General features: G+C 48.3%; 16 protein-coding genes and 3 pseudogenes. 11 read left to right on the plus strand and 8 right to left on the minus strand.

Going from position 1 to position 17,447, the window contains the following annotated elements:
- Positions 1 to 84: 84 nt before the first annotated feature.
- The 6 genes and pseudogenes from F3I20_RS16490 to F3I20_RS16510 all read left to right on the plus strand — a co-directional run bounded on the left by F3I20_RS16490 (position 85) and on the right by F3I20_RS16510 (position 6,386).
- Entirely contained in the window at positions 85 to 1,152 is a 1,068-nt protein-coding gene (locus tag F3I20_RS16490; protein ID WP_150015440.1) for an ABC transporter ATP-binding protein, read from the plus strand.
- Positions 1,149 to 2,018: an ABC transporter permease gene (locus F3I20_RS16495; RefSeq protein ID WP_150015430.1), complete on the plus strand. Its 870-nt coding sequence runs from the start codon at positions 1,149 to 1,151 to the stop codon at positions 2,016 to 2,018. The genes F3I20_RS16490 and F3I20_RS16495 overlap by 4 nt, the downstream gene beginning before the upstream one ends.
- Entirely contained in the window at positions 2,015 to 2,857 is an 843-nt protein-coding gene (locus F3I20_RS16500) for an ABC transporter permease (protein ID WP_150037956.1), read from the plus strand. The genes F3I20_RS16495 and F3I20_RS16500 overlap by 4 nt, the downstream gene beginning before the upstream one ends.
- 15 nt (positions 2,858 to 2,872) lie before the next feature.
- On the plus strand, positions 2,873 to 3,973 hold the full coding sequence (locus tag F3I20_RS16505; protein WP_150015432.1) for an ABC transporter substrate-binding protein: 1,101 nt from the start codon (positions 2,873 to 2,875) through the stop codon (positions 3,971 to 3,973).
- A gap of 435 nt (positions 3,974 to 4,408) precedes the next feature.
- A pseudogene (locus tag F3I20_RS24595) lies at positions 4,409 to 4,548 on the plus strand (DUF1281 domain-containing protein); the annotation flags it as partial.
- A gap of 197 nt (positions 4,549 to 4,745) precedes the next feature.
- Positions 4,746 to 6,386 (plus strand): methyl-accepting chemotaxis protein, encoded by a 1,641-nt coding sequence (locus tag F3I20_RS16510; protein ID WP_150014236.1) that lies wholly within the window; start codon positions 4,746 to 4,748, stop codon positions 6,384 to 6,386.
- A gap of 35 nt (positions 6,387 to 6,421) precedes the next feature.
- Here the strand turns inward: F3I20_RS16510 and F3I20_RS24195 are convergent.
- Positions 6,422 to 6,724: pseudogene (locus tag F3I20_RS24195) on the minus strand (IS66 family transposase); the annotation flags it as partial.
- Positions 6,725 to 6,851: 127 nt separating this feature from the next.
- Between F3I20_RS24195 and F3I20_RS16520 the strand changes: the two are divergent.
- Positions 6,852 to 7,454: a site-specific integrase gene (locus F3I20_RS16520; RefSeq protein WP_150014238.1), complete on the plus strand. Its 603-nt coding sequence runs from the start codon at positions 6,852 to 6,854 to the stop codon at positions 7,452 to 7,454.
- A gap of 84 nt (positions 7,455 to 7,538) precedes the next feature.
- On the opposite strand, the gene F3I20_RS16525 is transcribed toward F3I20_RS16520, so the two are convergent.
- The 3 genes from F3I20_RS16525 to F3I20_RS16535 all read right to left on the minus strand — a co-directional run bounded on the left by F3I20_RS16525 (position 7,539) and on the right by F3I20_RS16535 (position 9,358).
- On the minus strand, positions 7,539 to 8,153 hold the full coding sequence (locus F3I20_RS16525) for a LysE family translocator (RefSeq protein ID WP_084690480.1): 615 nt from the start codon (positions 8,151 to 8,153) through the stop codon (positions 7,539 to 7,541).
- A gap of 94 nt (positions 8,154 to 8,247) precedes the next feature.
- Positions 8,248 to 9,120, minus strand: a complete 873-nt coding sequence (locus F3I20_RS16530; RefSeq protein WP_223811707.1) for an AraC family transcriptional regulator — start codon at positions 9,118 to 9,120, stop codon at positions 8,248 to 8,250.
- On the minus strand, positions 9,062 to 9,358 hold the full coding sequence (locus F3I20_RS16535) for a chorismate mutase (RefSeq protein WP_150014240.1): 297 nt from the start codon (positions 9,356 to 9,358) through the stop codon (positions 9,062 to 9,064). Before F3I20_RS16535 ends, F3I20_RS16530 begins: the two co-directional genes overlap by 59 nt.
- Positions 9,359 to 9,633: 275 nt before the next feature.
- Between F3I20_RS16535 and F3I20_RS16540 the strand changes: the two genes are divergently transcribed.
- Positions 9,634 to 10,152 (plus strand): GNAT family N-acetyltransferase, encoded by a 519-nt coding sequence (locus F3I20_RS16540; RefSeq protein WP_150037955.1) that lies wholly within the window; start codon positions 9,634 to 9,636, stop codon positions 10,150 to 10,152.
- Between the two features lie 235 nt (positions 10,153 to 10,387).
- Here the strand turns inward: F3I20_RS16540 and F3I20_RS16545 are convergent, their stop codons facing one another.
- The 4 genes from F3I20_RS16545 to F3I20_RS16560 all read right to left on the minus strand — a co-directional run bounded on the left by F3I20_RS16545 (position 10,388) and on the right by F3I20_RS16560 (position 13,593).
- Positions 10,388 to 10,741, minus strand: coding sequence for a YgiW/YdeI family stress tolerance OB fold protein (locus tag F3I20_RS16545; RefSeq protein ID WP_223811688.1), 354 nt, complete (start codon positions 10,739 to 10,741; stop codon positions 10,388 to 10,390).
- 93 nt (positions 10,742 to 10,834) lie between these two features.
- Positions 10,835 to 11,635, minus strand: coding sequence for a glucose 1-dehydrogenase (locus F3I20_RS16550; RefSeq protein WP_150014242.1), 801 nt, complete (start codon positions 11,633 to 11,635; stop codon positions 10,835 to 10,837).
- A 122-nt stretch (positions 11,636 to 11,757) separates the two neighbouring features.
- Positions 11,758 to 12,408 carry an endonuclease III domain-containing protein gene (locus F3I20_RS16555; protein ID WP_046102933.1) on the minus strand — a complete coding sequence of 217 codons (651 nt, stop codon included), beginning with the start codon at positions 12,406 to 12,408 and terminating at the stop codon, positions 11,758 to 11,760.
- A gap of 69 nt (positions 12,409 to 12,477) precedes the next feature.
- Entirely contained in the window at positions 12,478 to 13,593 is a 1,116-nt protein-coding gene (locus F3I20_RS16560) for an alcohol dehydrogenase catalytic domain-containing protein (protein WP_150014244.1), read from the minus strand.
- A 324-nt stretch (positions 13,594 to 13,917) separates the two neighbouring features.
- Between F3I20_RS16560 and F3I20_RS16565 the strand changes: the two genes are divergently transcribed.
- The 3 genes and pseudogenes from F3I20_RS16565 (at position 13,918) to F3I20_RS16580 (ending at position 17,312) form a co-directional block, all read left to right on the plus strand.
- Positions 13,918 to 14,754 carry a helix-turn-helix domain-containing protein gene (locus tag F3I20_RS16565; RefSeq protein ID WP_150014246.1) on the plus strand — a complete coding sequence of 279 codons (837 nt, stop codon included), beginning with the start codon at positions 13,918 to 13,920 and terminating at the stop codon, positions 14,752 to 14,754.
- A gap of 248 nt (positions 14,755 to 15,002) precedes the next feature.
- Positions 15,003 to 16,192 (plus strand): annotated as a pseudogene (locus F3I20_RS16570) (MFS transporter).
- Between the two features lie 607 nt (positions 16,193 to 16,799).
- Positions 16,800 to 17,312, plus strand: a complete 513-nt coding sequence (locus tag F3I20_RS16580; protein ID WP_150014250.1) for a GrpB family protein — start codon at positions 16,800 to 16,802, stop codon at positions 17,310 to 17,312.
- Positions 17,313 to 17,447 lie beyond the last annotated feature (135 nt).

Here is a 17,447-nt window from a genome sequence, read left to right on the forward strand (position 1 = left end):
GGGATATCCTCAAGTAATTCACTGTCACAAAATTTTAATGTTTAAACATTAAAGTTAATCGTGATGATAATTAGGGACTGCATGATGGCTAAACTGAGACTTGAAAAAATTACAAAGCGTTTTGACGAGTACTATGCAGCGAGAGAGATCTCTTTCGATGTTGAAGAAGGGGAGTTTGTCACCCTGCTGGGACCCAGCGGATGCGGTAAAACAACCCTTCTGAAGATGATTGCGGGATTCGTTACCCCAGACAGTGGAAACATCATTCTGAACGGTCAGGCAATTAATACACTACCCCCGGAGAAGCGAAGCACTGCGATGTGTTTCCAGTCTTACGCTTTATTCCCTCATCTGAATGTTGTTCACAATATTGCTTATGGGCTGAAGCAGAAGAGGATCCCCCCTGGCGAACAGAAAGCTACGGTGAATACCGTGCTGAAACAGATGGGCCTCGGATCACAAAGACACAAAATGCCTTCTCAGCTTTCAGGCGGGCAACAGCAAAGAGTTGCGATCGCGAGAGCCATGGTAACAAAGCCTCACGTCATGCTTTTTGATGAACCTCTTTCCAATCTGGATGCAAAGCTGCGTGAAAGTGTGAGATATGAAATCAAGCAGCTTCAGGAGCGCCACAACCTTACATCAGTTTATGTGACGCATGACCAGAGTGAAGCGCTCTCCATGTCAGACAAAATTGTGGTACTTAATGCAGGGAACATTGCGCAGGCAGGCACACCTGAAGAAATATACTATCAGCCGGCAAACCGCTTTATTGCCGATTTTATTGGTGCGGCAAATATTATGCAGGCAACCATATGCAGGGCAGAACAACCCGGCTATTACAGGGTATCCACTTCAATGGGGGGCTTCTACGTCAGCTCTTCCAGAGTACCTGAAAGCGATCATTGCTGGATATGCTGGCGACCCGAAGATGCTGTATACATTCCGGAAAGCAGAAAAGACTCTAATCACTTTACCATCACCGTTGAAAGTATGGCTTTTATGGGAAACCATACCGAGGCTTTGGGGCACACAAGCGATGGAACCGGTGTGCGGCTGCAACTTATAAAAAAACCTTCCTTTAAAACCGGTGGGCAGGCATGTTTCTATTTGCCTGAAAATGCCATCGTATTTCTGGAGCCTGTGATATGAAAACCAATGTACGGCAGGAGTTATTTGCCTGGCTTCTTATGATAAGCGGGCTTGGTACTATCCTTATGCTTATGGGCTCAACATTCTATGTTCTGATAGCGCAGAGTATTGGCTATTTTAACCTGACGGGTGAAAGTTATTTTACACTTCAGTACTGGTCCGGGATGCTTCGCGATCCCGTACTGGTGAGCTCACTTCTTTATTCATTAAAAGTTTCACTTCTCGGAGCCCTGGGGGCCGTTATTCTCGCCTACCCCATTGCTTTATGGCTGAGAAAGCCGCTGCCCATGAAAGAAAGTGTCATTGCCATACTGCGTATACCTATGTTTATTCCTGGCCTTGTTGCAGCCTTTTTATTTATTAACATTATTTCATTCCATGGTGTTATTAATGAGTTCCTTCTCGCCGCAAAAGTTATCAGAGCGCCGCTGCGTATGCAGAATGACAGTTTCGGCACGGGAGTCATTGTCCTGCAGATATGGAAGAATATGCCCTTTGCGCTGATTCTGATAAGCAGCTCAGTGAATACTGTGAAAAATGATCTTTTAAACGCATCGGTAAATTTAGGCGCTAATAAGTGGCAGAGGTTTATCACTATTGTACTGCCACTTACCCTGCCCGCAGTGCAGGTGGCATTGATTATTGTATTCATTGATGCGATCGGTGACTTTGCTTTTTATTCAGTCGCCGGGCCTCATGATGTTTATTCACTTGCGCGACTGATGCAGTCAACGGCTATGGAGTACGGAGAATGGAATAACGCTGCCGTGATTGCCATGATCATCATGATAACCTCACTATTATTCAGTATAGCAGTTAAGTTAATGATAACACCTTTCATGACATGCAAAGGCGACCTGAAATGAACGTGAACAGTCCAGAAAAGACCAGTGTAGTCATGAGAGTTTCGGTAGCTTTTTTTCTCATTGCTAATTTTATATGGCTTGGGCTGCCCGTGGGCATGGCGGTAATATGGTCGATGGTTGACCCTGCACATCCCTGGAGTTTCCCTGACATATTTCCGGACAGCCTCTCTTTCACAAGATGGGTAAATATGTGGCAGACGACATCGCTTCCTGACGCTATGTTCAACAGTTATTCGATAGCGTTAACAGTAGCTCCCCTGAGTCTGTTACTGGCTCTTCCTACTGCTTATGCTTTCGGACGCATACCTTTCAGAGGAAAAGGGATAGCTGAAATCCTGACGCTGATCCCCCTCGTTATGCCGGGTATGTTGATCGGCATATTTTTCAGCGCCATGATCTTGCAACTCGATATCGAAAATCCTTTTATCAGCATCGTTACGGGACATACTGTCCTCGCACTGCCTTATGCAATAAGAATACTTTCCGCCGGTTTCCGGGCTGTACCGCAGGAGATGATTGACGCCAGCCGCGATCTGGGTTCGGACAGGTGGGCAACATTCAGGAATGCTTATCTGCCTTTTCTGAAGAGTGCCATTCTTGCTACTCTGATACTGTGTTTCGTCAGGAGTCTTGAGGAATTTTCCGTTTCATATGTACTGGGTTCACCGGATTTTATTACCATTCCGACAATACTTTATTCTTTCCTTGGATACACGTTTGTAAGACCAGACGCAGCAGTTGTATCAATAATACTCATCATTCCTAACATCTTCCTTATGATCATCATTGAAAGAGCGCTGAAGGATAATTATGCGGCTGAGTCAACTGGCAAATATTAATATGAAGAGGTTAATATGAAACGCTTTTTAACTTTAACTACCGTTATAACGGTTACTGGTCTCTCTTTTTCTGCGGCAAAGGGAGCGCAGCTTTCAGAAATGACGTGGAGCGAGGTTGTCTCCCAGGCAAAAAACGAAGGGACAGTTAACTTTAATGTCTGGTATCTCAAGCCACAATGGCGAAATTTTGTAAAAGAATTTGAATATGAGTACGGTATTAAAGTAATCATTCCTGAATCGACCATAGACGGGAATCTGAATAAAATTCTTGCTGAAAAAAATAAAGAAACCGGGAAGCTTGATGTAGTAGGTTTTACGATGAGCCAGATGCCACTTGTCCTTAACTCTCATACCGTTTCGCCAGTAGCATGGCTTCCTGAATACCAGAATGGCTATAGTCAAGTCAATGGTACCGACTTCCTCGGATATGGCCTTGCATTCTGGGGAAGCCAGACCGGGTTTGCGTATGACCCGCTGCAAATGCAGGACAAAAAACTGCCTCAGACTCTGGAGGAGCTTCAGGGCTTCATCGACAACAATCCAAATTTGTTTGGATACAATGATCCGCAAAATGGCGGGGCTGGTGAAGCTTTTATACAGAGAGTACTGACACTCCACGGACAGGGAGAGCATAAGTTAGCTGATAAAGCAGACCCGGCCGTTCTCCAGCAGTGGGATAAAGGATGGGAATGGTTTATTAAAAATAAAAGTAAGATCACGCTCACAAAATCGCAGGCAGACAGTCTTACCCGTATCAATGATGGCGAGCTTATTCTGGCACCTGCGTGGGAAGACCACCTGCTGACTCTTAAAAAAACAGGTGCAGTGACATCACGCATAAAATTTTATGTACCCGGGTTTGATATGCCTGCCGGTGCCAACGCTGTAGTAATAGCTAAAAATTCAGCACACCCCGCTGCATCTGCTCTGTTTGTCAACTGGCTGATCAGTGAAAAAACGCAAAGCGAACTCCATAACGTTTTTGGTTCAATTACGGTAAATAAACATCTGAATAAAGAATTCGATGATAAATTTCAGAAGGTAAGCTTTTATAACGCCCCATACAGCGTTGAGCTCAAAAAAGAATTTTCAAGGCGGGTATTGCTGGGACGATAAAATTTTCCGCATAATAAATGATTTTTATCAGATTACACATCCTGTCTCTTACCAACAAGGTGCTATATCAGCTCTGGTATATGCACCTTTTGTCCTGTTCACGATGCGCGTGACTCACGCTCGCTTTCTGTGACCGCATTAATGGCTATATCTGGCACAAAGGTAAGGTGCCAGTAAGATGTTATTCCCAGGTGAAATTTCGTGTATTAAGTTAAAAATCATTAACTGTACATTGTAGGGTCTAGCAGAATGGATTCTGATTTTCGCCCAAAGCAGACCCTCTCTGATTGATTGTGCTGAATCAACAAAACCTACCAGCTAAAGTCTAAGCTGATGCACCTTCATACAAGTGTCAACACTGTCAGACGCTTACAAACAGGCTGCGTATGACCGGCCTGAAGGAGAACGTGAATTAGGTGCGGGCGCTGACGGCGGCGGGACGGGGCAGAACTGACGGACAAAACAGTGACCGGCTACATGACCTGTGGCTGGCTACCGGACTCCGCAGCCGCACTTGGGATGCGCTGGATGATGAGGCCCGGGCAGTGATGAATGGCCTGTGGAAGCGAAAGCATTTCGTAAGCGGCACATATAGGCCGTATTGGCACTTATACATATTTGAGATCTGCTTTCTTTAGTGGCCGGTCATGTGGCAGCTTCACCTGATAAACAGCACTTGTTGAACTTATTTTAAACAATATACCTGTAGTTACTCACGTAAAGTAATTTATTGCCGATGATGTTTTAAACACTCATTATACGGAACCACAACATGTTCAAAAATCTCAGGCTGACGACCGGCATTGCCGCAGTACTCATCATCTTCACTGCCCTGCTTGCCCTAACGGGTGCGCTTTTTTACGCCTCAGCCCTGAAGGCCGACAAAAATTTTATCAGTGCCCGCCAGCTTACCCTGCAGCAGCAGTATCTTGGCGATACGGTCCAGACGCTTATAAAAACACGCGTTACCATTAACCGCGTAGCCATTCGCTTTCTGAAAAACCAGAGTGACCCGGCTTCACTTGCCGCGATGTCTGCACTTCTTGATAACGCGGTGCAGACGGCCACCGAGGCCCAGACTTTATTCAGAGCCTGGCAGGCCGTTCACCGTGAGACAGGTCAGAGCAAAGCGGAAGACGTCAAAGTGGCCAGTGCATTCCAGGCTATGTATACCACGATGCAGGCATCTGCCAATTTCCTTAAGCAGGGAAATTATCAGGCCTATGGTCATCTTGACGCACAAGCTGCACAGGACCAGCTTGAGCGTAACTATGAGAGCTGGCGGACGGTTAACAATAACCTGATGCAGCAGACCTTACAACAGAACCAGCAGGGGCTGGCGGATGTGCGGTGGACGCTGCTGGCTGTGGCATTTTCAGCCTTTTTCATCATCATTGCCGTCTGGCTGGGGCTGAAAACGTTACTGCTCGGTCCGGTCAACAGGCTGACGGGCTATATCCGCGCAATTTCCGCAGGTAACCTTGTGTCGGAAATCAGTGATGAGGGCCGAAATGAGGTAGGGCTCCTCGTGGCTGAATTAAAGTTGATGCGGAATGCGCTTGCCACTACCGTCAGGTCAGTTGGTGACGCGGCGCATTCTATCTTAACCGGCGCGTCAGAGGTTTCTGCCGGCAGCACGGATTTGTCCTCGCGTACAGAACAGCAGGCGGCGGCGCTTGAAGAAACCGCCGCCAGCATGGAGCAGATTACATCCACGGTGAAACTGAATGCCGAAAATGCCCAGCAGGCGTCTGCTGTGGCCAGAGAAGCGGCGGCCATAGCTACGCAGGGCGGTGAAACCGTTGGCAGGGTTATCACCAACATGGAAAGTATCAGTGAAAGCTCAGAGAAAATGGCGGGTATTATCGAAATTATCGACGGCATAGCCTTCCAGACTAATATTCTGGCCCTCAATGCTGCCGTTGAAGCCGCACGTGCGGGCGAGCAGGGGCGCGGGTTTGCTGTCGTTGCGGGTGAGGTCCGCTCCCTGGCGGGCCGCAGTGCGGTAGCCGCACAGGATATAAAACAGCTTATTGAACAGTCGGCACTGCGTATCAGAAGCGGTGCTGATCATGCCTTAGAGGCCGGGAAATCGATGTCCGGTATTGTCATCTCTGTCAACCGTGTGACTACGCTGACGGAAGAAATCGCATCCTCATCAGTGGAACAGACGCGCGGTATTGAGCAGGTCAGCAAAGCCGTTTCGGAAATGGATGGCGTCACCCAGCAGAACGCAGCACTGGTTGAACAGTCGGCCAGCGCGGCGGCGTCCCTTGAGGAGCAGGCTGCCCATCTGCGTCAGGCCGTTGAGATCTTTAAAACCGGCAGGTCTGACGAAAAACTTACTGAAGCTGCTACGCCTGTAAAAAATATGAGCTTGACAACCACAAGTTCTGGCTGGCAGTCATTCTGATAAAATCCGGTTCCGGTTTCTGCCATGGTAACAGATGCAAGATCCGGTTTACTGGCCACTGCTGAGGTGCTGCTGATGAGCTCCAGCTGTTCCGACACGTCGCAGCCCAGCGGACTAAGTTCACAACCACACGCCGGGCAGAGCGCCTCCTCCGGCTGCAGCGTTAAGGTTTCGCATTGCAGATACGCCAGCAGCGGTTCACGGGCGGAAGACTAGCGTAGCGGCTATGGCAGTGCAGGGTCATGCTGCTCACCCAGAACCTCACATATCTCTTCCAGCAGGCCGCTGATGCGCTCCTCAGTATCGCATATTTGACGCTGCGTTTTCTTCCGCAACTCTAGGGCGCAGCTGAACTGAATGCCAACGCTCAAGAATGTTCAGTCCTGCCCATATCTATTAATATGTCCGCTTCTCGCTCATATTGGACGACCATAATCACATCTCCTAACCCAAAGGAGATTGAGCATGACAACATTCCCATGGAACAAGGGCCGTCTTATTGGCCAGAAACGGCCTCTTCAGATCTCTCATATCTGGGGAATCCGTATCAGACTTGAGCTGGAAGGAAAAGTACGCGATTTAGCTCTGTTTAACATGGCTCTGGACAGTAAACTTCGGGGCTGTGATCTGGTTAAGCTAAAAGTTTCTGATGTGGCCTATGGGCACTCTGTTTCGGGCAGAGCGACAGTGCTGCAGCAAAAAACGGGAAGCCCCGTTCAGTTTGAACTGACTAAGGGAACCAGAGAGGCTGTAACCGCGTGGATTAAAATGGCTCATCTACTTAGTAGCGACTATCTGTTCCAGTCCCGCGTCGGTTCTTCACGACATATCTCAACAAGGCAATATAACCGTATTTTTCATGGATGGATTGATAAGCTGGGTCTCGACGAGACTCTGTACAGTACGCATTCTATGCGAAGAACCAAGCCATATCTGATCTATAAAAAAACGAAAAATCTTCGAGTAATCCAGCTACTGTTAGGTCACAAAAAACTCGAAAGTACAGTCCGTTATCTCGGTATTGAAGTGGATGATGCCCTGGAGATATCTGAGTCTATTGAAGTTTAATTTGTGAGGGCTGCAACAGCAGCCCTGTGCCAGAAGCGGACGTTCAATCCTCCCCTTTCAGGCGTTATCTATCACAAGTCTTTACTATTGCACAGCCATCGCCAGGCGAATCCCAACTGCAGTAAAGGCCAGTGCCACGCTCCAACGAATGCCGGTCATCACCCTAGGATTTCCTAATACATAATGACTAACAGATGATGCAAAAGCACCATACAGAGAAAATACTGCAAAAGTCAGGGCCGTAAAAATAGCTGAAAGAATCAACATACTCTGTGTGGGATGTACATCACCGGAGGCGATAAACTGCGGAAGGAATGCTAGGAAAAATAGCGAAAGTTTGGGATTAAGAAGATTGGCAACTACCGCCCGTATTATCAAGGCGCCAGGAGATAACTCCTGCCTGAGACCATCAGCGGTTAAAAGTGTCTTATCCCGTAGAGTTTGCCACGCCATAAGCAGCAGGTAAGCCACACCGGTATACTTCACAATGGAAAATAGTAACGGACTGGCATGTAGCAGGGCGGCAAGGCCTGTAACTGCAGCCAGCATATGAGGCAAAACCCCGAGAGTGCATCCGGCAGCAGCAATTATTGCGCTACGTTTACCCTGCCTGAGGCCGGCAGAAAGCGTGATGATGGCACCAGTACCGGGTGACATAACAATTAGCAGAGATGTCACCAGAAAATCGTTATAGAGTATCAAATTTTACCCCTCATCGACAGCTGAAATAATCGTTTCAGTATTCGATTAAGAGGTTTCTCTGTCTTGAATAAAATTGCAGCGACACTGACAGCTATATTTTTGAAATCTGTTGCGCATAAAGGCCCGGCGTATAGCCATAGCTGCGACCAAACAGACGGGTCATGTGGCTTTGATCCGCAAATCCACCCGCAATGGCTGCATCAGCAAGGTTCATTCCGCCCCTGATAAGCTTTCGAACCAGGGACAGGCGTCGCTGCATAAGATAGGCATGCGGGGTCAGTCCACTGTAATGCGCAAAAGCGCGTAAAAATGTAAACTGCCCGAGTCCGGCAATCGCCGCCAGTTCAGTAAGAGATGTGGCACTCTCCGGCGCGTCATCCATTTTTTGCTTCGCGTATAACACACCTTTTATGGGCATGTTCATCTGAATCCGGGGCATTTGGGCCAATGCTTTGGTCAGGACTAACAATGCTTCATCCGCAGCCAGCTTTTCTACATCGCTATTACCACTGATAATGACTTGATATAACTGGTTGAAGTTTTTTGCCATGCCAGCATTCGTCGATACAGGCAGGGCAAATTCTCCGCTGGCATATTTACCATCAGAAATATCGATAAAGCATTGATTTATAATTTCTTTATCAAAATAAAGCATCCGCCAGGATCGCGGGCCATTGAGTGGTGTCCCGTCGTGAACTTCCCCCGGGTTAACAGCGATAACATCACCCGCGTTCGACTCGACATGTCCGCGCCCACTCAGGGATTTTTGCCCGCCGCTGTCCATCAAACCAATACCGAACTGGTCGTGAGTATGCCGCCCGAATGAAATGTCGCTGTTGGCGTTTATTGCCTCGACACCCGCTACAGTTATGGGGAGGAGTTCAATGGAATGTTGACGCACGATGTCAGCATTTCTCCTGTCGCAGTTGGTCGTGTTGCGTGAGTTCATAATCGATAAACGCATCGATCATAGTCCGGCAGACCTTTTCGATAATCCCTGTAGGAAGTCCTGCTTCAGTCGCCTGTTTACTTACCTTGTCGATTACCTGCTTGACACGGTCTGGAGCACGCACGGCTGAATGGTCACTTTTGAAAGCTGCTGCAGCTTTAACACACTGGCTGCATTGCGCGATCATTTTAACCAGTTCACTGTCAATCTGATCGATACGGTTTCTGACGTCCTCAATTGACGAAAAACTCATCACAACCCCATCTAACTAGTACATGGATGCGATAGATTACACAAATTTTCGTTTCAAAACAGTAAAGTCTGTCTAAAAGAGAGATATACCAAAGAATTCAATCAAGAATATGCCGGTATTAGCAATGCGATAAAAGAGATAGGGCAAATGTCTGCTCTTCGCTCATAGCTGACCTTACTATGCTGCCAGAAGCTGACGCAGCTTAACATCGTGCTATGGTGATTTATTTTGAGAAGTTCAGCGAAAGTAATTCTTTCAAGTAAAAGGAGTGTCAAATGAATTTAGAAACTGCGCGCTTAAGGCTTGAACCCTACCATGACTCACACTACGAAGGCTTAAGGGTAATGGAAAGCGATTCTGGCGTGATGCGGTATATCAGCAAAGGGGTTGTTAAAACACCAGAAGAGACTTGGGAAAGCATCAGGCGTGTTCAGGCCAGATGGCAGAAATATGGATTTTCGTGGTGGGTTCTCAAAGAGAAGGCTTCCGGGGTCATTGTTGGAGCAGCATGCCTTCAATATCTGGCAAACGTTGAAGGTGCACCCTTAGAGATTGGCTGGCGGCTCGTCCCAGAACAGAATGGCAAAGGCTATGCAACAGAAGCGGCTAAAGCGATTATTGATTTCGCGGCAGAGCAGATAGGCGCAACGTATTTAGTGGCTGTTGCCGACCCTGAAAATTCGCCCTCTCAGCGAGTGATGCAGCGATTAGGCATGACTTACAAAGCAATAGAACAGCATTATGATGTGCCCTGCGTAGTTTATGAACTTAGCATTCAGCGTGCTCAATCGTAATGGGGATGTGAACACGATGTCCGCTTTTTGCCAGAAGCAGACACAACAAAATTTTTTGTACACGTACGACTTTCAGGCGCTCAGATTGCTAAAAGCAAGTTGCAGCACTTTCACCTGACGTCAGGGTTTCTGCCCGTTCTGGAGCTATCAGTAATCTTATACTACACATAAGCGCAGAATGCAGAATGTTCAACGGACCGGATTAAGCACGGTCCGTTGTCCACTTTTAGGCTGTTCAGGGCCTATCGATCCGGCTCACTTTCATAAACGTTTCATCCGCTTTACCGTAGACACGCCCACTGACGCGGACCTTTTCACTGGCCTGATACACCTGACCGCGAAAGGCGCTGCGGGGAGCCATGAACCTGACGGTGTCGCTTGAGTCGCGGAAGAGATAGTGCCCTGGCTTCTGCTCATGAATGATATAACCCTCAAGCGTTACGTACCCCCCCTGCCTGAAGTCCCTGATTACTTTTGCTTTAGTCGCAAGCGTATCTTCTGTACCCTTTTTCGCGGCGTCTTCTCTGTGTGGGGGGGCGCTTTTTCTCCTGCCCGGTATCCGCCTGAAGATGCTCCGGCATTTCCGCAAAGGGCAGCAAGCAAAACTGCAAAAAATAGCTTTTTCTTCATTGTCAGCTCCTCTTGAAGTTACCTGTCAGTTGGGGAAGGAAGTGACCGTCAGTCAGCCATTGTTGCGGAAGCCGGGATAAAGGCTCATTCCCCCGTCGATAAACAGCGTCGCACCGTGCACGTAATCTGACAGGTCGCTTGCCAGCCAGACCACGGCGTTTGCCACATCTTCCGGCACGCCGATCCGGCCATAGGGAACAAGCTCAAGCAGTTTTTCTTCTGCTCCGCCCTTAATTGAGTCAGCGTTGATGGCCGTTTTGATGGCGCCGGGAGCCACCGCATTCACGCGAATACGCTCTTCTCCTATCTCCTGGGCAATACTCCGCATCAGAAGATCCACGCCACCCTTTGATGCTGAATAGTTGACATGTCCTGCCCAGGGAATAACCTGATGCACCGAGCTCATGTGAACTATCTTGCCGGCGGCGCGGCTCAGCTCAGGTTTAAACTGCTGCTGCCTGAACTGACGCAGGGCGGCGCGGGCGCAGAGTAACTGTCCGGTCAGGTTAACACTGATAACGCTGTTCCAGTCGGCAAGCGTCATATCACCGAACGACGCGTCTTTCTGCAGGCCAGAGTTCGCCACAAGAATATCCAGCCGGCCAAAGGTGCTTACCGCGGCCGCAATCAGTTTATCGACATCCGCTTCGACAGACACATCGCCAGCCACAGCGATAGCCTGGCCTCCGTGCGCCCGAATCTTTTCTGCCAGCGATTCAGCAGGCTCGCGGTGGCTGTGATAATTGATGGTGACGGCTGCACCAGCAGCAGCCAGCGCCTCAGCGCAGGCGTAGCCCAGCCCTGAGCTGGCGCCGGTTACTAGGGCTACCTGTCCTTCAAGTGAAATTCGCATTAAAACTCTCCTGATTAAATTTGCCTGGGTCATCGCTAAGCAGGAAGCAGGCGTCCTAAACTAAAATCATTAAGCGCAAGACGGGTTGTCCGTTTGCCATTTATGCGCAGCGCGCAGGGCCTTCAGGCTGCGCGCTGCCGGTAATAATCGCAGTAGGCCGAAACTGGACATTCACTGCAGTGAGGCTTACGGGGCTTACAGATATTCATGCCCACGGCAATCAGCCACTCGTGCGCGTGTTTTTTGTATTCTTCCGGCGTAATGTCATTGAGCTGTTCGGCTGATTTTTCGTGCGTTGATGCCCTGACAATACCGAGACGATTTATCACCCTGTGAATATGTGTATCCACTGCGATAACGGGCTTTTCATATTTATAATTCAGCATCAGGTTCGCGCATTTTTGACCAATGCCGGGTAGCCTGAGAAGTTCTTCCTTTGTATCAGGGATACGGTTGTCATAATCGTCAACAATAATGTCGCACATCTTTTTTAAAGTGCGTGCCTTACGGTTATAATGAGCAACCGGCTTTATCAGCTCAATCAGCCTTTCATCAGAAAGCTTCCTGATGTCATCGAAATTTTTTACTTCGGCGTAGAGCGCATTGCAGGCCTTTACAGTACGTGCAGTGGTCGTGACCGTAGACAAAGCACACGAGACCAGATGCTTGAAAGGCGTACTCGACAGCCCGTTCCTCATCCAGTCATGCTCTGTTTCTTCATAGGTTGGCTGAGTATCTTTTAAAATCTCATAAATCTTTATGACTTTGTTCATGCTGTCTTACTGTAATTAATGAGGGAGACGGGGCTGCGGATCTCCTGCGGCGGCAGGAGACCCTCATCTTTATGGCGTGATCACAATATTCGTGAAGCCGCCGCTCCGGTCTTCGGTGCCGTCGACAGCATCGTTAATCCGCTCCAGGGGGTAAGCCTTATTTTCATAAAAGGACAAGTCAAGCGCTCCCGCGCCGACCAGATCTGCCATTTCCTGCCCCTGTTCAGTTGAAAACCAGCAGGAACCTATGTGACTGATGTTGTTAGACATCATCCAGAATACATCCAGCGGAACCTCTTCACTTACCATGCCTACGTTGACCAGACACCCTCCTCTGTTAAGGGTTTTTATGGCCTCTTTCATCGGCTCTGGCGGCGCTCCGGGATTGAGTGCATCAATAGCAATATCAACACCGCGCCCCTCAGTGACTCTCTGACTCCATTCATCAGCAGACTCCTCTCCGGATTTCAGAATCTCGATGCGTCCAGGCTCAGCCAGCTGCTTTACACGCTCAAAGAGTGATTCATTACGTGCAGTACCGAGTATCTGTCTGACTCCGAGCGCCAGCGCCAGCGCCACCGCACCAAGCCCCAGCGTGCCGGTAATACCGTTGATTAACACCGTTTTCCCCGGCCCGGCCTTGCCGCGCTTCAGTGCACGATATGCGGTGCCGAGATAGCCCAGGCGGGCTGCAGTGCTGAAGTCGAGGTTATCAGGCAGGCGCACAAGGCTGTCCTGCGGTGCAGGCATGTACTCAGCATATCCTCCATACCTGTAATCCTTAAAAAGTGCGGCGCTTTCAGGCTTAATCCCGAAATAGCCATTCAGGATCATCCTTTCGCAGTCGAGATGGTGACCATTTCGGCACGCACTGCACGACCCACAGGCGCGCAGTGGATTGACGTAGACCCTGTCGCCCGGCTGAAAGTCGGTTACGCGATCACCAGTGCTGACCACTTCACCTGACACGTCCAGTCCAAAGATAGCGGGCATTTCAGGCAACGGTAAGTCCGGTGCCAGCTCGTCCCATTTTTCCAGTACATTCTGGAGATTAGGTACCATGCCGCACGCCTTAACCCGAACCAGAACTTCAGTAGGGCGAACAGATGGCCGGTCAATTTCATCTATAACCAGAGGTTTTCCCTTTCCGTGCATTCTGGCTGCACGCATGATGTCTGAACTCATATACTTTCCTCTGCGTGAAAAAAAAAGAAAAAACTGAATAAGGGATCGTAGCCTAAAAATTAACTTAAAAAAATTCCGCCTAATACTTGACGGAATAGGTGACACCTGCGCAAATTAAATAAATGATAATAAACATAAAGTTAAAATATCAGCTCATTTATTATGCGCGACTTCTGAAATAATTTGTTTCACTTGAAAATAATTTTATCTATGACAGGATAAAATGATTATTGCGCACAGTAAGACCCGGGATTCAATTTATTTTTTTTAGATAGAACAAATGTAAGGGAAGCTATATTATGCGGCGGCACACACCTGGAGTTAATGATGAATAGCTTTACGCGTGACTTAGTCATCTGGATTGAAAACAACCTTGAAAGAAAAGTATTACTGGAGGATGTTTCCGTAAAGGCCGGATACAGCAAATGGTTTCTGCAGCGGTTGTTCAGGGCTGAAACCGGCCTTGCGCTGGCCTCATACATTCGCTACCGAAAACTTTCCCGGGCGGCAATTTTACTGAAAATGACCAGTCTGCCCGTGACGGAAATAACTTACAGGCTGGGATTCAGTACGCAACAGGCATTTACCCGTACTTTCAAACAACATTTCGGTCAGGCCCCTGGTCGTTACAGAGAAGCGGCTCTGTGGAGTTTTGAAGGGCTCCTGCCTGAATTAACCGGCGAAAAGCCTGATTTGCCGCACCCGCAGCTCGTCATGACCCGTCTGAAGTCATTGCAGGGGATCAATCTGGGTTATACCTGCACCGGCTCTGAGCTGGAGAACATAGACTTCCATACTGAACAGCGCCGAAATTTACTGCATAAAGCCAGAGAAAAAATGGAAGGACATTTTCCGGCTTATGTCGCTGAAACTTATGGACCCGCGCCTGGTAATTCAGAAAGGATTAAATTTAGCCTGACCTTTGATTCAGGTCTTCAACAGAGCGATCCCACTCAGGAAGGCTCTGCTGCATTTCTGCGTTTTCCGTTCCACGGCACGCCTGACCAACTGACAGCAATGAAGGTAAATATTTACAGGCACATTATGCCATTCAGGCGTGAATCTCGCAGAGCGGGGCATGATTTTTTCATACGCGAAAACAAGGCAGTACCAGCTGATTGTGCTCCTGTCCTGGAGGGCTTCTATTACATACCTGTATAAGTCATCTCCAACGACCAGATTCTTTAACATTCTATACTTTTCAACATTTTGTCCGCTTTTCGCTCATAGCGGACATTACGCTGGATAGCGTCCGCTTTTTGCCAGAAACAGAAGTTATGCTTGCCTGCTTAAAAAGGCGCAACTTGAGTTTCGTCCTGAGAACCGTAGTTTGTTAAGAAAAATGATTCTCATTAACATGTAACGTGATGTGATGTTTAATAGCGCTTTTCTTTTTCAAAGGATGTGAAATGAGTGTTCGATTTTCAACATTGCGGCGTATTCCCGGTGGAGTCTGGATTATTGGTTTTGTCAGTCTTTTGATGGATGTTTCATCTGAAATGATCCACAGCCTACTTCCGCTTTTCATGGCAACTGCTTTAGGCACTCCGGTAGTCATCATTGGCCTTATTGAAGGACTGGCTGAAGCAACAGCTTTGTGTGTCAAAGTTTTTTCGGGCGTTATCAGCGATTACATTGGCAAACTTAAAGGGTTGCAATTCTTGGATATGGTCTGGGTGCGCTCAGCAAGCCGCTGTTTGCACTGGCCTCCACATCTGGAATGATATTCAGTGCGCGCATGATTGATCGTGTAGGATAAAGAATAAGGGGTGCACCCCGGGACGCTCTTGTTGCCGACGTTACACCACCCGAAATCAGAGGGGCGGTTTATGGCCTGCGCCAGACGCTGGACACTATGGGAGGATTTCTCGGACCGCTGCTAGCAGTGGGGCTAATGCTATTATGGAGTAATGATTTTCGCGCTGTTTACTGGGTGGCGGTCGTGCCGGCAATTCTGGCCGTTGCCCTGTTATTCTTTGGATTACATGAACCTCGCACACATGTAGTAAAAGCAACAACAAACCCAGTAAAAAAAGAAAATCTGAAAAGGCTGGGCGTACATTGTTGGTGGGTAATAGGGCTGGGCGGGGTCTTTACCCTCGCCAGGTTTAGTGAGGCCTTCCTGGTTCTGAGAGCACAGGAGGTCAATATCCCTCTTGCTCTCATTCCTCTCGTAATGGTCGCCATGAATATTGTCTTTTCTTTTACAGCTTACCCGTTTGGACGCTTATCCGACAGGAGCAGTCACAGGCGATTGCTGCAAATGGGCCTCGTTGTGCTCATTATGGCAGATTTAGTGCTTGCTCTGAGTGATACCTGGGTAGGGATCATAATTGGCGTAGCATTATGGGGTGTACATATGGGAATGACTCAGGGCCTGCTTAACACCATGATCGCTCGTACTGCACCAGCAGACCTTCGCGGAACAGCGTTTGGATTTTTCAGTTTGTTAAGTGGCATGGGATTGCTTATAGCAAGTCTGGGGGCAGGACTTTTATGGGATATATGGGGTTCTGCCTCTACATTTTTTGCAGGCGCGGTGATCTGTGTCATTACGTTACTTCTGAATCAGTTTGTACCTGAAAAGCAGAGTAATTAATCTGTTTCTGCGACGTTCTGAACATACCGGTTAAACCTAATTACCCTGCTAAAAATGACTCTGTGTTACTGAAGAGGGTTTACTCTCTGTCCGTTTCTCGCTCTTTGCAGACACTATGTCCATCAGAAATTGCCTGTATCAGGAGTTAAGATACAGGCGCACTGTTATGATCATTAAAACATCCGCCATAATTATTCGAGGATAAGCAGAATGCTTCTGGAAAAGCTCAGATTGCTTGAGTGCAGCCTTCATAGTGACAGACGAAGCGATCGGGCGTGGCTTGAGTTGATTCTTCATCCTGAGTTCCGGGAAATCAGCCGGTCAGGAGTGACTGTCAGCCGATCAGAGACCATTACGGCGCTGCTAAGTGAGAAGGCCGCACCCTTTATTCTCAGCAGTGATTTCCGGCTCACGGAGATGGGCTGCGGTTGTGCCCTGCTTCACTATCGGACGTTTTACGCTGATGGCAGTCATGCTGCATTACGTTCCTCTTACTGGATTTGTTCAGATGAAGGCCAGTGGATGCTGTTTTTTCACCAGGGAACGCCAGCGGCAGGCACAAAGGTTCAGGGATGAGTTGTATACTCAGGGCTGAGGAGGTGTTTTGATGCGGACGGTTATAGTTGTGCCATACGATGATAAATGGCCTGAGATGTTTGAAACGGAAAGTTTACTGATAAAGTCACTGCTCGGTGGAGTGGCTAAAAATATCCATCACATTGGCAGCACATCCGTCCCTGGTCTCTCAGCAAAGCCCATTATCGACATCTTGCTGGAAGTCTCCGACATCAATGAACTGGATAGATACAATCGTGCAATGGCCCACGCCGGTTATGTTGCCCGCGGTGAGAACAGGATGTCAGGACGCAGATATTTCATCAAGGGTGGCGATCAGCGTAGTCATCAGGTGCATGCCTTTGCTAGTGGCGATATGCAGGTACTAAGACATCTTGTCTTCCGCGATTATTTACGAAAAAACACAACCATCGCAGGGTTATATGCTGAGCTGAAGCATTCAGCAGCACGACTCAGCAGGAACGATGCTCATCGCTACAGCGCGCTCAAAGCGAACTTTATAGCGCATCATTTACGTCTGGCCCATGCTGAGTCAGAACAATAAGGAATGAGTTCATTGCGGGATGTCCTGTCCTCTTTTAGCCTTCAGCAGACCTCGCCCAGCTAATATGTTCGCTTTACGCCAGAATCGCAGTACGCCAGCCGCGCAGTGAATTGAGATTTTTCGCCGGGAATGCTT

It is taken from the genome of Candidatus Pantoea gossypiicola (assembly GCF_008632075.1).
In the GTDB taxonomy this organism is placed as follows: Bacteria; Pseudomonadota; Gammaproteobacteria; order Enterobacterales; family Enterobacteriaceae; genus Pantoea; species Pantoea gossypiicola.